Source organism: Streptomyces bluensis, from assembly GCF_014650715.1.
In the GTDB taxonomy this organism is placed as follows: domain Bacteria; phylum Actinomycetota; class Actinomycetes; order Streptomycetales; family Streptomycetaceae; genus Streptomyces; species Streptomyces bluensis.
In genome coordinates this window covers 680,743-694,224 of record NZ_BMVM01000001.1, presented here as the reverse complement: position 1 = coordinate 694,224, position 13,482 = coordinate 680,743, and the positions used below count along the sequence as shown (strand labels likewise).

General features: G+C 70.9%; 13 protein-coding genes and 1 pseudogene. 10 read left to right on the top strand and 4 right to left on the bottom strand.

Annotated elements, in window-relative coordinates; all coding sequences use genetic code 11:
- The first annotated feature begins 19 nt into the window (after nt 1-19).
- From IE262_RS03180 to IE262_RS03165, 4 genes are all read left to right on the top strand, one after another.
- Nucleotides 20-781, top strand: a complete 762-nt coding sequence (locus IE262_RS03180; RefSeq protein ID WP_134030554.1) for an SDR family NAD(P)-dependent oxidoreductase — start codon at nt 20-22, stop codon at nt 779-781.
- On the top strand, nt 778-1,848 hold the full coding sequence (locus IE262_RS03175) for a threonine aldolase family protein (RefSeq protein ID WP_189871087.1): 1,071 nt from the start codon (nt 778-780) through the stop codon (nt 1,846-1,848). Before IE262_RS03180 ends, IE262_RS03175 begins: the two co-directional genes overlap by 4 nt.
- 97 nt (nt 1,849-1,945) lie before the next feature.
- Nucleotides 1,946-2,518 carry a transglutaminase domain-containing protein gene (locus IE262_RS03170; protein ID WP_189871085.1) on the top strand — a complete coding sequence of 191 codons (573 nt, stop codon included), beginning with the start codon at nt 1,946-1,948 and terminating at the stop codon, nt 2,516-2,518.
- A gap of 8 nt (nt 2,519-2,526) precedes the next feature.
- Complete coding sequence (locus IE262_RS03165; protein ID WP_189871084.1) at nt 2,527-3,225, top strand: B3/B4 domain-containing protein; 699 nt, start codon at nt 2,527-2,529, stop codon at nt 3,223-3,225.
- 94 nt (nt 3,226-3,319) lie between these two features.
- Here IE262_RS03165 and IE262_RS03160 read toward each other — a convergent pair whose 3' ends face one another.
- Complete coding sequence (locus tag IE262_RS03160) at nt 3,320-4,048, bottom strand: lysophospholipid acyltransferase family protein (RefSeq protein ID WP_134030541.1); 729 nt, start codon at nt 4,046-4,048, stop codon at nt 3,320-3,322.
- A gap of 390 nt (nt 4,049-4,438) precedes the next feature.
- Between IE262_RS03160 and IE262_RS03155 the strand changes: the two are divergent.
- From IE262_RS03155 to IE262_RS03140, 4 genes and pseudogenes are all read left to right on the top strand, one after another.
- Nucleotides 4,439-4,839 (top strand): annotated as a pseudogene (locus IE262_RS03155) (TlpA family protein disulfide reductase).
- A 200-nt stretch (nt 4,840-5,039) separates the two neighbouring features.
- Complete coding sequence (locus tag IE262_RS03150; protein WP_189871082.1) at nt 5,040-5,549, top strand: flavin reductase family protein; 510 nt, start codon at nt 5,040-5,042, stop codon at nt 5,547-5,549.
- 221 nt (nt 5,550-5,770) lie between these two features.
- Nucleotides 5,771-6,556: an electron transfer flavoprotein subunit beta/FixA family protein gene (locus IE262_RS03145; RefSeq protein WP_189871080.1), complete on the top strand. Its 786-nt coding sequence runs from the start codon at nt 5,771-5,773 to the stop codon at nt 6,554-6,556.
- An 87-nt stretch (nt 6,557-6,643) separates the two neighbouring features.
- Nucleotides 6,644-7,606: an electron transfer flavoprotein subunit alpha/FixB family protein gene (locus IE262_RS03140; RefSeq protein WP_134030529.1), complete on the top strand. Its 963-nt coding sequence runs from the start codon at nt 6,644-6,646 to the stop codon at nt 7,604-7,606.
- A gap of 96 nt (nt 7,607-7,702) precedes the next feature.
- Here IE262_RS03140 and IE262_RS03135 read toward each other — a convergent pair whose 3' ends face one another.
- The gene (locus IE262_RS03135) at nt 7,703-8,608 is read right to left on the bottom strand and encodes an endonuclease/exonuclease/phosphatase family protein (RefSeq protein ID WP_189871078.1); all 906 of its coding nucleotides are present in this window, start codon (nt 8,606-8,608) and stop codon (nt 7,703-7,705) included.
- Between the two features lie 192 nt (nt 8,609-8,800).
- On the opposite strand from IE262_RS03135, the gene IE262_RS03130 reads away from it, so the two are divergent.
- Nucleotides 8,801-10,108 carry a DUF6986 family protein gene (locus IE262_RS03130; protein ID WP_134030522.1) on the top strand — a complete coding sequence of 436 codons (1,308 nt, stop codon included), beginning with the start codon at nt 8,801-8,803 and terminating at the stop codon, nt 10,106-10,108.
- A gap of 119 nt (nt 10,109-10,227) precedes the next feature.
- On the opposite strand, the gene IE262_RS03125 is transcribed toward IE262_RS03130, so the two are convergent.
- Nucleotides 10,228-11,013, bottom strand: coding sequence for a hypothetical protein (locus IE262_RS03125; protein ID WP_189871076.1), 786 nt, complete (start codon nt 11,011-11,013; stop codon nt 10,228-10,230).
- Nucleotides 11,014-11,020: 7 nt separating this feature from the next.
- Nucleotides 11,021-12,112, bottom strand: coding sequence for a LacI family DNA-binding transcriptional regulator (locus IE262_RS03120; RefSeq protein WP_373304963.1), 1,092 nt, complete (start codon nt 12,110-12,112; stop codon nt 11,021-11,023).
- 223 nt (nt 12,113-12,335) lie between these two features.
- Here IE262_RS03120 and IE262_RS03115 point away from each other — a divergent pair, with 223 nt between their 5' ends.
- Nucleotides 12,336-13,283, top strand: a complete 948-nt coding sequence (locus tag IE262_RS03115; protein WP_189871074.1) for an ROK family protein — start codon at nt 12,336-12,338, stop codon at nt 13,281-13,283.
- The last annotated feature ends 199 nt before the right edge of the window (nt 13,284-13,482 follow it).

Genomic DNA, 13,482 nt, shown 5'->3' with positions numbered 1-13,482 from the left:
GCCGGCTCAGGAGGCGACGATGACCAACAGGAACGGGGCACTGAGCGGCGCGGTGATCGCGGTGGCCGGTGCGGGCGGACCCGCGGGCCGGGCGACACTGATGCGGCTCGCCGACGCGGGAGCGGTCGTCATCGGCTCCGACAACGACCCGGAGCGGCTGGCGGAGGCCGTGGACGCGGCGCGTTACGCGTACGGCGGCGCCACCGTCATCGGCGACACGGTCGACCTGCTCGACCGGCAGTCCACGCTCGACTGGGCCGCCCATGTCGAGAAGGACTTCGGGCGTGTCGACGGCCTGGTCCACCTCGTCGGCGGCTGGCGCGGCAGCGAGACCTTCACCAGGACGAGCCTCGACGACTGGGACCTGCTGGAACTGCTGCTCGTCCGCACGGTGCAGCACACCTCCCTCGCCTTCCACGAGGCGCTGCAGCGCAGCGACCGGGGCCGGTACGTCCTGATCAGCGCCGCGGGCGCGAGCAGGCCCACCGCGGGCAACGCCGCCTATGCCGCCGCCAAGGCCGCGGCCGAGGCGTGGACGCTGGCGCTGGCCGACTACTTCCGCAAGGCAGGGAAGGCGGAGGGGGCCGAGGGGCCCACCTCCGCGGCTGCGATCCTGGTCGTGAAGGCGTTGGTGCACGACGCGATGCGCGCCGAGCGCCCCCACGCGAAGTTCGCGGGCTTCACGGACGTCAAGGACCTCGCCGAGGCCATCGTCGGCGTCTGGGACAAGCCCGCCGCCGAAGTGAACGGAAACCGTCTGTGGCTGACCGAGAAGCCGTGAACCCTCCGAAGACCGACGCGCGGCGCCACCACGACCCGGAGGTCCGCGGCTTCGCCAGCGACAACTACGCGGGGGCCCACCCCGAGGTGCTCGCCGCCCTGGCCCTGGCCAACGGCGGGCACCAGGTCGCCTACGGCGAGGACGCGTACACCGACAACCTCCAGCGGCTGATCCGCAGTCACTTCGGAGCGACTGCGGAGGTGTTCCCGGTCTTCAACGGCACGGGCGCCAACGTCGTCGCGCTCCAGGCGGTCACCGACCGGTGGGGCGCGGTGATCTGTGCGGAGAGCGCCCACATCAACGTCGACGAGTGCGGGGCGCCCGAGCGGGTCGGCGGGCTGAAGCTGCTCACCGTCCCGACACCCGACGGCAAGCTCACCCCCGAGCTGATCGACCGGCAGGCGTACGGCTGGGAGGACGAGCACCGCGCGATGCCGCAGGTCGTCTCGATCGCCCAGAACACCGAACTGGGCACCGTCTACACGCCCGACGAGATCCGTGCGATCTGCGAGCACGCCCACGCACGCGGCATGCGGGTACACGTGGACGGCTCCCGGCTGGCCAACGCGGCGGCCTCGCTGAACGTCCCCATGCGTACGTTCACCAACGCCGTCGGCGTCGACATCCTCTCCCTGGGCGGGACGAAGAACGGCGCCTTGTTCGGTGAGGCGGTCGTCGTGATCAACCAGGACGCCGTCAGCCACATGAAGCACCTGCGCAAGCTGTCCATGCAGCTCGCCTCCAAGATGCGCTTCGTCTCGGTGCAGCTGGAGGCCCTGCTCGCCAAGGACCTCTGGCTGCGCAACGCCCGGCACGCCAACGAGATGGCCCAGCGGCTCGCCGAGGGCGTGCGCGCGGTGCACGGGGTGGAGATCCTCCAGCCGGTGCAGGCCAACGCGGTCTTCGCGCGCCTGCCGCACGACGTGAGCGAACGGCTGCAGAGGCGCTACCGCTTCTACTTCTGGGACGAGGCGGTCGGCGACGTCCGCTGGATGTGCGCGTTCGACACGACCGAGGAGGACGTGGACGGGTTCGTGGCGGCGCTCAAGGAGGAGATGGCCCGATAGGGGCCGCAGGGCTCCCTGCACGGATGCTCTGCATAGATATACGGTCACCCGAAAAGTCATTGACTCTCGGGTGATCGTCTTTCTATGCTCTACGGGTATGCAGCTGATCCAGGAAACATCCGACTTGTCCGCGTATCTTGCCGCCGACGACGTCATTGACCACCATCACCCCGTCGTGCGGGAGACGGCCGCGCGGCTCGCTCGCGAGGTCGAGGACTCGTATGCCTATGCGCGAGCCGCGTTCGAGTTCGTTCGGGACGCCATTTCGCACTCGCAGGACTCGGGGGACCTCCGTGTCACCTGGCGGGCCTCCGACGTCCTGGAGCAGGGCACGGGTATCTGCTACGCCAAGGCTCATGCGCTGGCCGCGCTGCTGCGGGCCGAGGACATCCCGACCGCCCTCTGCTACCAGAAGTTCGAGGAGGTGCACGGCCTGGTCGCCGTGCGCTTCAACGGCGCCTGGCACCGCCAGGATCCGCGGGGCAACAAGCCGGGGGTGGACGCGCAGTTCTCCCTCAAGGGCGAGCGACTGGCCTTCGTACCCGACCTGAAGTCCAATGAGGTGGACTATCCGGTCCTGTACGCTAAACCGCACCCGGCGGTACTGAGTGTCCTCAAGGCTGCTCCCGACCGGCCACACCTCTGGAAGACGCTCCCCACCGCACTGTGAGGCAGGCGATGACTCTCACCCTGACCGTGTCCGACGACGTGCGCGCCCTCGCGCCCGGCTTCACGCATGTGATGATCGAGGCGCACGGACTCGTGAACGGGCCCACCACCGAGGAGAGCGCGGCCCTCCTCGACGACGCGGCCCGCCGGCTCGCCGTACGTCTGGACGGTCGCGCCCCGCACGAGGACCCGCACATGGCGGCCTGGCGCGAGGTGTACTCGGCCTTCGGCTCCAAGCCGTCGCGCACCCGCAACTCCGCCGAGGCGCTGGCCAGGCGGGCGCTGTCCGACGGGGGCCTGCCCCGGATCAACCTGCTGGTCGACCTCTACAACGCGATCAGCGTGGCCCACCTGATCCCGGTGGGCGGGGAGGACCTCGACCGCATCCAGGGCGGGATGAACCTCGTCCGCGCGACGGGGCAGGAGGACTTCGTGACGGTCGCCGGCGGCGAGGAGGTCATCGAGCACCCCGACGCCGGGGAGGTGGTGTGGCACGACGAGACGGGCGTGACCTGCCGCCGCTGGAACTGGCGCCAGGGTCCGCGCACAAGGCTCACCGAGGAGACCACCTCGGCGCTCTTCCTGCTGGAGAGCCTGGCGCCGATGCCGGTCGCCGACGTCGAGGCGGCAGGTGCGGAACTCGCCGAACTGCTGGAGAAATGCAGCGCCGGGGCGCGCATCACCGTCCATGAGCCGCGAACATCGTGACACGACCGTGCCCGGTGGGGGACCCGCCACCGCCGCGGCGGTCAGCCACTGATCGGCCCGGCGCTGCGTCGCCGTACGGGAACCCCTGACGGCGTCAGTGGGCGTCGGCCGCGCGGACCTCTTCGGGCGTCGGGGCCGTGCCGCCCAGGTGCGCGGGCATCCACCATGTGTCGTCCGGGCCCTTGGGCCGTACGGGGTAGGCGCGCTGGGCGGCCTCCAGCAACTCCTGGACGCGCTCCCGCACCTGCCGGGTGATGGCGCCCGCGTACTTGTCCTTGGAGGCCTCGATCGCCTCGCCGACGCGGATCGTGATCGGGGTGTGGCTGCGCCTGAAGTTGCGCGGGTGTCCCTTGGTCCACAGCCGCTGTGTGCCCCACAGCGCCACCGGGACGATGGGGACGCCCGCCTCCTGGGCCAGCCGGGCGGCACCCGACTTGAAGCTCTTCAGGGTGAAGGAGCGGGAGATGGTGGCCTCGGGGAAGATGCCCACGACCTCGCCGGACTTCAGCGAGTCCAGCGCGTGCGCGTACGCCGCCTCGCCCTGGTTGCGGTCCACGGGGATGTGCTTCATTCCGCGCATCAGGGGGCCGGAGATCTTGTGCCGGAAGACCGACTCCTTCGCCATGAAGCGCACCAGCCGCTTCTGCGGCAGTGCGGCCAGGCCGTCGAAGATGAAGTCCAGATAGCTGATGTGATTGCTCACCAGCACGGCCCCGCCCGACCGCGGGATGTTCTCCGAGCCCCTGCAGTCGATCTTCAGATCCCAAGCCTTGAACAACGTGAGGGCGAGGCCGATGGCGGGACGGTAGACAAGCTCAGCCATGGGACGGAGTGGACCCTTCTCTCTGCCAGGGAAGGCACTCCCGGCGGGAAGTTACGCAGCCGTAGGTTTACGGCATCTCGCAGATGGTGCCCCAAGAAACGGCGGGGAACCAGCCCTGGTGCCGGCGAACGGCGAGATCCTCGTCACGTCGCTCGACCGAACAGCTCCTGTGCTGCCCGCCGTCCCTTCGTACGCACCATCACTCATCGGATGAACAGGGACATTTCGCACGTCAAACAGTACCCGATCATGGCGTTGAGGCGGCATGGCGAGCCGCCCCGGGCGCCGCGAGTGAATCAAGCTCTCGGCGGCGGAAACGCTTCCCGGGACCGGGAATCTCCGCAGTCCCGTGCATGCTGAAGCAGACGATGGCCCCACTGGCGGGCTTCCGTGGCGGTTCTCGTCGCGGCGAGCGGCCACGGAGCGCCCCAGTGGCGGCGCAGCGGGAGAGACGGAGAGGCAGGGTGCGTGTGCGAGACGGCGACGAGCGGCTCGGCGCGGCGGAGCTGGGGGAGGGGCTCGGAGAACGGGCCACGCTCGTTCAGTTCTCCAGCGCCTTCTGCGCGCCCTGCCGGGCCACCCGGCGGGTGCTCACCGAGGTCGCCGGGATGGTCCCCGGAGTCTCCCATGTGGAGATCGACGCCGAGCGGCACCTCGACCTCGTACGCCGCCTCGACATCCTCAAGACCCCCACCGTGCTCGTGCTCGACGCGGACGGCCGCATCGTCCGGCGCGCCACCGGCCAGCCACGCAGGGCGGACGTCATCGCGGCGCTCGGCGAGGCCGTGTGAGCCGCCGACGGCATCCCGCCTCCCGGATGTGGGCGCACTTGACTGTACCCATCACCTATCGCCAGCCTGGCCGTATGCCCCCGGAACTCCTTCTCTTCGAGCGCGTCCACGTGGACCTCGCCCGGACGGCGAGCGCGCGCTGTCCGGGCTCTTGAGCAGCCACGGACCCTCACGTCGCCTCACTGTAGAAGGACAACTCCATGACCGCCGGCCCCCGTCTCGGTACTCATCGGCTCGCCTCCTCCGACCTGCTCCGCTCCGTCTTCCGGCGACACGCGGCCGGAGTCGCCGTGATCACGGCGCAGGACGGCGACACGCCCGTCGGCTTCACCGCCACCTCGCTCACCTCGGTCTCCGCCGAGCCCCCGCTGCTCTCCTTCGGCATCAGCACCGGAGCCTCCAGCTGGCCCGTGATCTCCCGGGCGGGCCACGTCGGCGTGCACATACTCGGCGAGCATCAGCAGGAGCTGGCCGCCACCTTCGCCCGCAGCGGCGCCGACCGCTTCGGCGCGCCCACCGAATGGCGTACCGGAGCGGAGGGTGTTCCCGTGCTGGACGACGTGCTCGCCTGGCTCGTCTGCCGCGTGGTGGCGCGGGTGCCCGCGGCGGACCACCGCATCGTCCTCGCCGAGGTCGTTCTCGGTGATCCGTCGGGCGCCGGCCGCCCGCTGCTCTACCACCAGGGCCGTTTCAACGGTCTGCGCGACTGACCGACGTGTCCCGTGGATTCCCGCCTGATTACGCAGCGTTGTCAAGGTCACAGTTCAAAGCGCTTGCTTAGGGGGAACAACTGCGGGAACGTAGAAGTGCGTACTGGCGAGTAATATTTCGGTCGGAGCGCGGGTCGCCCCGACCGGGACCTGCCGCTTCAGGCGCCTATGCTGCCTGCAGGAAGGCAGCCCGGAAATGACGATGCAGTAGGAGAGCCGGCGTGAGCTTGAGGATCGTTGTCACTGTGAAGTACGTGCCCGACGCCACTGGCGACCGGCACTTCGCCGATGACCTGACCGTCGACCGTGACGACGTGGACGGTCTGCTCTCGGAGCTCGACGAGTACGCGGTCGAGCAGGCGCTGCAGATCGCCGAGAACGCCGACGACGCGGAGATCACCGTGCTCACCATCGGCCCCGAGGACGCCAAGGACGCGCTCCGCAAGGCGCTGTCCATGGGCGCCGACAAGGCCATCCACGTCGAGGACGACGACCTGCACGGCACCGACGCCATCGGCACCTCCCTGGTGCTGGCCAAGGCGATCGAGAAGGCCGGCTACGACCTGGTGATCTCCGGCATGGCGTCCACCGACGGCACCATGGGTGTCGTGCCGGCGCTGGTCGCCGAGCGCCTGGGCGTGCCGCAGGTGACCCTGCTGTCGGAGGTGTCGGTCGAGGACGGCACGGTCAAGGGCCGCCGTGACGGCGACACCGCTTCGGAACAGCTTCAGGCGTCCCTTCCGGCGGTCGTGTCGGTCACCGACCAGTCGGGTGAGGCGCGTTACCCGTCCTTCAAGGGCATCATGGCGGCCAAGAAGAAGCCGGTGACCTCCTGGGACCTGGAGGACCTGGACATCGAGGCCGGGGAGGTCGGTCTGGAGGGCGCCTACACGGCCGTCGACTCCGCGGCCGAGCGTCCGGCGCGCACCGCCGGCACGATCGTCAAGGACGAGGGCGAGGGCGGCAAGCAGCTCGCTGCCTTTCTCGCGGAGCGCAAATTCATTTGATGCAGCCTCGCGGGCCAGAAGGTCATCTGACGGCCCGGCAGTCGCTTACCGCCCCGCACACTTCGCAAGCAGGAGAGAAGAAGTCCCATGGCTGAAGTCCTCGTCTACGTCGACCACGTGGACGGCGCCGTCCGCAAGCCCACCCTGGAGCTGCTGACCCTGGCCCGCCGCATCGGCGAGCCGGTCGCCGTCGCCCTCGGCGCGGGTGCCGCCGACACCGCCGCCACGCTCGCCGAGCACGGCGCGACCCGGGTCCTCACCCACGACGCCGCCGAGTACGCCGACTACCTGGTCGTCCCGAAGGTGGACGCCCTCCAGGCCGCCTGCGAGGCCGTCTCCCCGGCCGCCGTCCTGGTGCCCTCCTCCGCCGAGGGCAAGGAGATCGCCGCCCGCCTGGCGCTGCGCATCGGTTCGGGCATCATCACCGACGCCGTCGACCTGGAGGCGTCCGACGAGGGCCCGGTGGCCACGCAGTCCGTGTTCGCCGCGTCGTTCACCACCAAGTCCCGTGTCGCCAAGGGCGCCCCGGTCATCACCGTCAAGGCCAACAGCGCGGCCGTGGAGGCCGCCCCGGCCGCGGGTGCGGTCGAGGCCCTCGCCGTGTCCTTCTCGGAGCAGGCCACCGGCACGAAGATCACCGGGCGCACGCCGCGTGAGTCGACCGGGCGTCCGGAGCTGACCGAGGCCGCGATCGTGGTCTCCGGCGGCCGTGGCGTGGGCGGCGCGGAGAACTTCGCGGTCGTCGAGGCCCTGGCCGACTCCCTCGGCGCGGCCGTGGGCGCCTCGCGCGCCGCGGTGGACGCCGGCTGGTACCCGCACTCCAGCCAGGTCGGCCAGACCGGCAAGAGCGTGTCCCCGCAGCTCTACATCGCCTCCGGCATCTCCGGCGCGATCCAGCACCGCGCGGGCATGCAGACCTCGAAGACGATCGTGGCGATCAACAAGGACTCCGAGGCCCCGATCTTCGACCTGGTCGACTACGGCGTCGTCGGCGACCTGTTCGACGTCGTCCCTCAGCTGACCGAGGAGGTCAAGGCCCGCAAGGGCTGAGCGCCCGCGGGTCTCCGCCTTCTGACGTACGAGGCTCCCGTGGCCGTCCGCACAGCTGGACGGCCACGGGAGCCTCGGCGTGTTCCGTACGGCCGCTCAGCCGAGAGTGAGCGAGGCCTGCACGGGCAGATGGTCGCTCGGGTACTGGCCGTTCAGGGTGAAGGTGTTCATGGCCGCCCAGTGCGTGGTGACTCCGGGGGTGGTCAGGATCCAGTCGATACGCCTGCCGTCGGGCACCAGCTTCCGATAGCCGTGGTAGGTCCCGTACCCCGGGCTCCGCGCCCCCGCGGCGTCCCACGTGTCCACGAGCCCGGCGTCCAGCATCAGGTCGTAGACGCGGTTGCGGTGGGCCGCCACGTTGAAGTCACCGGTCACGATCACCGGTAAGTCGCGGTCGAACCCGGCGATCGTCTCGCCTATCAGCTGTGCGGAGCGCTCGCGCGCGTACTGGCTCACGCTGTCCAGATGGGTGTTGAGGACGTAGAACTCCCGGCCCCCGTCGCTCAGATCGCTGAAGCGGACCCATGTCACCATACGCAGCCAGTCCGCGCCCCAGGTGTTCGAGGCGATCACATACGGGGTGCCCGATAGCCAGAAGTGGTCGAACTCGATCGGTGCCAGGCGTCTGGTGTCGTAGAAGATCGCCATGAACTCGTCCTTGCTGCCGCCCCCGCGTCCGGTGCCGATCCAGTCGTAGTGTCCGCCGAGATCCTTCTCGATCATGCGCAGTTGCTGGTAGAGACCCTCCTGCGTGCCGATGATGTGCGGGCGCTCGCGGCGCAGCAGCTCCCGCATCACCGGGCGGCGCACGGACCAGCGCGGTGTGCTGTCGACGACGGTCGCGAAGCGCACGTTGAACGTCATGACGCTCAGTGCTCCCGCATGTTCGCCGGCCGCGGCGGGCAGTGTGGATCCCGCCGTGGTGAGCAGTGGCACGGCGATGGCGGCGGCCGCCGCGGTCCGCAGACCCTGGCGGCGCGTCACTCGTGCGTCGTTCGGCACGCGATCTCCTCCCCTTGGGAGTCAGGATGAAGGGTGTGTACAGCAGTACGGAAGACAGGGGCGGGACTGCTGTGATCATGGCGGATCACACACCGGACGGCGCCGGAGGGGTGTTGACCCGCGGGAAGCAGGCCGGATAGCTTCGCCATACGGATTGCTGATTCCGTGAAGTGGAATCCGGGAGGCTGTGGCATGGGGCAGGGCCGACACGAGCACGTGGCGACGAGTCTCACGAGTGCCGTCAGCGAGGAGATCGGCGCCTCCCTCGCCCCCGTCGACGCCGAACTCGCGCGCCGCTACCCCGGCGACCCCGGCACCCGCCAGCCCGTCCACACCGTCTACGTGCCCGCGGACGTGTTCGCCGCGGACACGATGCGCTCCTGGGGCGACCGGGCCCTCGCCGCCCTCGACGCACACGCCCCGGACGCCGCCTCCTTCGCGACCGTACTCGGTCTCGCCGACGAACTCGCCGAGCCGGTCCACGACCGGGTCCGCGCCAAGCTGGAGCGCGAACCCGTCGAGGACCTGCGCGTCGACTTCGAGGACGGCTACGGCTCGCGCCCCGACGCCGAGGAGGACGAGACGGCGGCCCGCGCGGCCCGCCTGATCGCGCAGGCGTACGCCGCGGGCACGGCGGCCCCGTACATGGGCATCCGGATGAAGTGCATGGAGGCGCCCGTCCGTGACCGGGGCATCCGCACGCTCGACATCTTCCTCACCGGCCTGCTGGAGGCCGGGGGACTGCCCGACGGGCTGGTCCTCACCCTGCCGAAGGTGACGTACGCCGAGCAGGTCACCGCCATGGTGCGGCTGTTGGAGGCCTTCGAGAAGGCCTGCGCTGTCGTGCCCGGCCGGATCGGCTTCGAGATCCAGATCGAGACCAGCCAGTCCATCCTCGCCGCCGACGGCACCGCGACCGTGGCCCGCATGATCCAGGCCGCCGAGGGCCGCGCCACCGGACTGCACTACGGCACCTTCGACTACAGCGCCTGCCTCGGCGTCTCGGCGGCGTACCAGGCCAGCGACCACCCGGCCGCCGACCACGCCAAGGCGATCATGCAGGTCGCGGCGGCGGGCACGGGCGTCCGCGTCTGCGACGGCTCCACCAACGTGCTGCCCGTCGGCACGAGCGAAAAGGTCCACGCCGCCTGGCGGCTGCACTACGGCCTCACCCGCCGCGCACTCACCCGCGCCTACTACCAGGGCTGGGACATGCACCCCGGCCATCTCCCCACCCGGTACGCCGCCGTGTTCGCCTTCTACCGCGAGGGCTACGAGCAGGCCGCCGAGCGCCTGGCCCGGTATGCCAACCGTGCCGGCGGAGATGTGATGGACGAGCCGGCGACGGCCAAGGCACTCAGCGGCTACCTGCTGCGCGGGCTGGACTGCGGCGCGCTGGACGTCGACGAGGTGGCCGGGGCGACCGACGGGCTGACCCGGGCCGACCTGGAACACTTCGCGACACCACGAGGGGCGGACGCGACGCTCTCGGGCATGTAGCGGCCCTGTCGCATCGTTCCACCGCCACGTCGTACACGGCGTCCGGCACCGAGGCGGGCGTCCTCAACCAGGGCACCACCTACTTCCAGGTGTCCCCACCGCACACCGCACGCGCCGACTCACCTCACGTACCGCTCCAGCCCGGAGGGGACCACCAGCTTCTCCTCGGCGAACAGCCGGGTGCCCCGGGCGCACAGCCGCCGGTCGAAGCGGGCTCGGGCGCAGAACTCCTCGGGAGTGACGCCGAACAGCTCCCTCAACCGAGGTGTCGAAGCGAGGAGTTCGGCGAGCAAGGAGCGTTGGTCCCCGTGCCGTCGCGGAGCGTGGTCCCCGTCGCGCAGGACACCACGGCGGTTGACGTACACGTACGCGCCCGTAAGGGGCCGTCCGCAGTCGAGCTCGGGCTCCACCCGTACGTCGCACGACGGCAGCCAGGCGCGGTCGTACGCCCCCGTGGGCGAGGCGACCCCCTCGCTCGCGTCGACGACCGCGAGCTGCTCGGCGTCGAGCCAGGTCACGAACAACTCCCGTACGGTTCCGCGGGCCTTGAACGGCGACGCCGACACATACCCCATGAGGCTCACATGCGCCGACACCCCGACATCCAGGCCGGTGACGCGCGCCTTCACCATGGGAATGGGCGAGGTGATGCCGGACTCGGCCATCTTGTGGCGGAGTTGCCCCGGGCAGGCGTTCGAGCCGACTGCGAGCACGGGGACACGGCCCTCGAAGGCGGCGGGCGGATCCCCCCGATGGAGCGAAGTCGAGAGCGAGGGAGGGGCCAGCGGCACCATCCGATCGCCCGCGAGGAGCCCGGACTCCTGTGGCCAGGCCCCGGGATAGCTCAGCGGTTCGTCGCGCGGAGCCACGTCCAGGCCGAGCTCCTCCAGTGTGCGGCCCTCCACGCGCGGCTCAGTCCGCCGGGGGCAGCTCGCCCGAGCCGCGGGTGATCAGCCGGGTCGGCAGTTCGGTGCGCTCCGGAGTGAGGAGGGTGCCGTCCAGCTGGCTGAAGAGGCGCTCGGCGGCGGTGCGCCCCAGCTGGGCCGCGTCCTGGGCGACCACCGTGACGCCCGGCTGGAGCAGGTCCGCCAGCTCGAAGTCGTCGAAGCCGACCAGGGCGACCGGACGGGAGCGCTCGGCGAGGACCCGTACGACGGTGACCGTCACCCGGTTGTTGCCCGCGAAGATCGCGGTGACCGGCTCGGCGCCGGACAGCATCTCCTCGGCCGCCCGCCGCACCCGCTGCGGATCCGTGACCCCCAGAGACGTCCAGGAGTCCGTCACCGGTATACCGGCGTCCGCCATGGCCGTGCGGTAGCCGCGCAGACGTTCGGCGGCGGTGTGGATGCGGGGCATGTCGCCGATGAAGCCGATCCGGCGGTGGCCGTGCGCTATGAGGTGGGCGACGCCGTCACGGGCACCACCGAAGTTGTCCGAGAGCACCACGTCTGCGTCGATCTGCCCCGCGGGACGGTCCACGAACACCGTGGCGACACCCGCCCTGAGCTCCGGTTCCAGATAGCGGTGGTCGTCGCCGGCGGGAATGACCACGAGCCCGTCCACGCGGCGGGCGCACAGCGCGAGCACCAGCTCCTGCTCGCGGTCCGGGTCCTCCGCGCTGGAGCCATTGATCAGCAGGGCGCCGTGGGCGCGCGCCACCTCCTCCACCGCGCGGCTGAGCGGACCGTAGAAGGGGTCCGCGAGGTCCTCCAGAACCAGGCCGATGCTGGCGGTACGGCCCTTGCGCAGCACCCGAGCGCTGTCGTTGCGCCGGAAGCCCAGAGCCTCGATCGCCTCCTGCACCCGGCGCTCGGTGTCCGCGGTGACCCCCGGCTCACCGTTGACGACGCGCGAGACCGTCTTCAGCCCCACTCCGGCACGCGCGGCCACGTCCTTCATGGTCGGACGGTTGCCGTAGCGAGCTGCGGCGTGGCGCTCTGCGAGGCGGTCTCCTCGGGGGGCGGCGGTCTCGGGCACGATGCGGTGTCCTGTCCTGTTGTCCATGGGGCTGCGCCGTCCACGTCGTTGCAGTCGGTCCATGGGGTTGTATGAGGATGTGGCGTCGAGCATAGAGCCTGGACAACGTTGTCAGCTCCGAGGGACACTGTCCACCGCGCTCTCCGGCCCGCGCCCCTTCCCGGGGCGCGTCGTGCTGCCGCCTCCGGCCGGGGAACCCGGTACGTCCCGGTCCGACGGGCACGACACAGCAGCGGGAGAACTGACACTGATGCACACCGACCTCGTGGCCGCGCTCGACATCGGCGGCACCAAGATCGCCGGAGCGCTGGTGGACGGCCAGGGCCGGATCCTGGTGCGCGCGCAGCGTGCGACGCCCGCGCAGGAGGACGGCGACACCGTGATGGGGGCCGTCGAAGAGGTGCTCGGCGAGCTGACGGCCTCTGCGCTGTGGAGCAGGGCGCGCGCGCTCGGTATCGGCAGCGCGGGCCCCGTGGACGCCTCCGCGGGCACGGTGAGCCCGGTGAACGTGCCCGGCTGGCGCGGATACCCGCTGGTCGAGCGGGTACGCGCGGCCACGGGTGACCTGCCCGTCGAGCTGATCGGTGACGGCGTGGCCATCACGGCCGCCGAGCACTGGCAGGGTGCGGCGCGCGGCCACGACAACGCGCTGTGCATGGTCGTGTCGACGGGGGTCGGCGGCGGACTCGTCCTGAACGGGCAACTGCACCCAGGACCCACTGGCAACGCCGGTCACATCGGCCACATCAGCGTCGACATCGACGGTGATCTCTGCCCGTGTGGCTCGCGTGGCTGCGTGGAGCGCGTCGCGAGCGGGCCCAACATCGCCCGTCGTGCCCTGGAGGACGGGTGGCGGCCGGGTCCCGACGGCGACACCTCGGCCGCCGCGGTGGCCGCCGCCGCGCGAGCCGGCGACGCGGTGGCCCTGGCCTCCTTCGAGCGGGCCGCCCAGGCCCTGGCGGCCGGGATCGCCGCCACCGCGACGCTCGTCGAGATCGACATCGCCGTGATCGGCGGGGGAGTGGGGAAGGCGGGGGACGTGCTGTTCGCTCCGCTGCGTGCGGCGCTCAAGGACTACGCCACGCTGTCGTTCGTCCAGCGGCTCACGGTGACGCCCGCGCAGATGGGTACGGACGCGGGCCTGGTCGGCTCGGCCGCGGCGGCGCTGGCCCGGAGGCCGAGCGTCACGTCGGCGTGAGGGGCGGGGGCCCGTTGGCCGGGTGCCGGTCTGCCGTTTGTGAGTCAGACTGCAAAAGCCGACGAACGCCCCCGCCGCCCCTACCCGTCCCATCCCAGGGGCTCCGCCCCGGACCCCGTTTCGGGGGCCAGCCCCCGAGCCCCCGCTCCTCAAACGCCGGAGGGGCTGAATTTGTCCGGCCGGGGCTGGATTTCCAGCC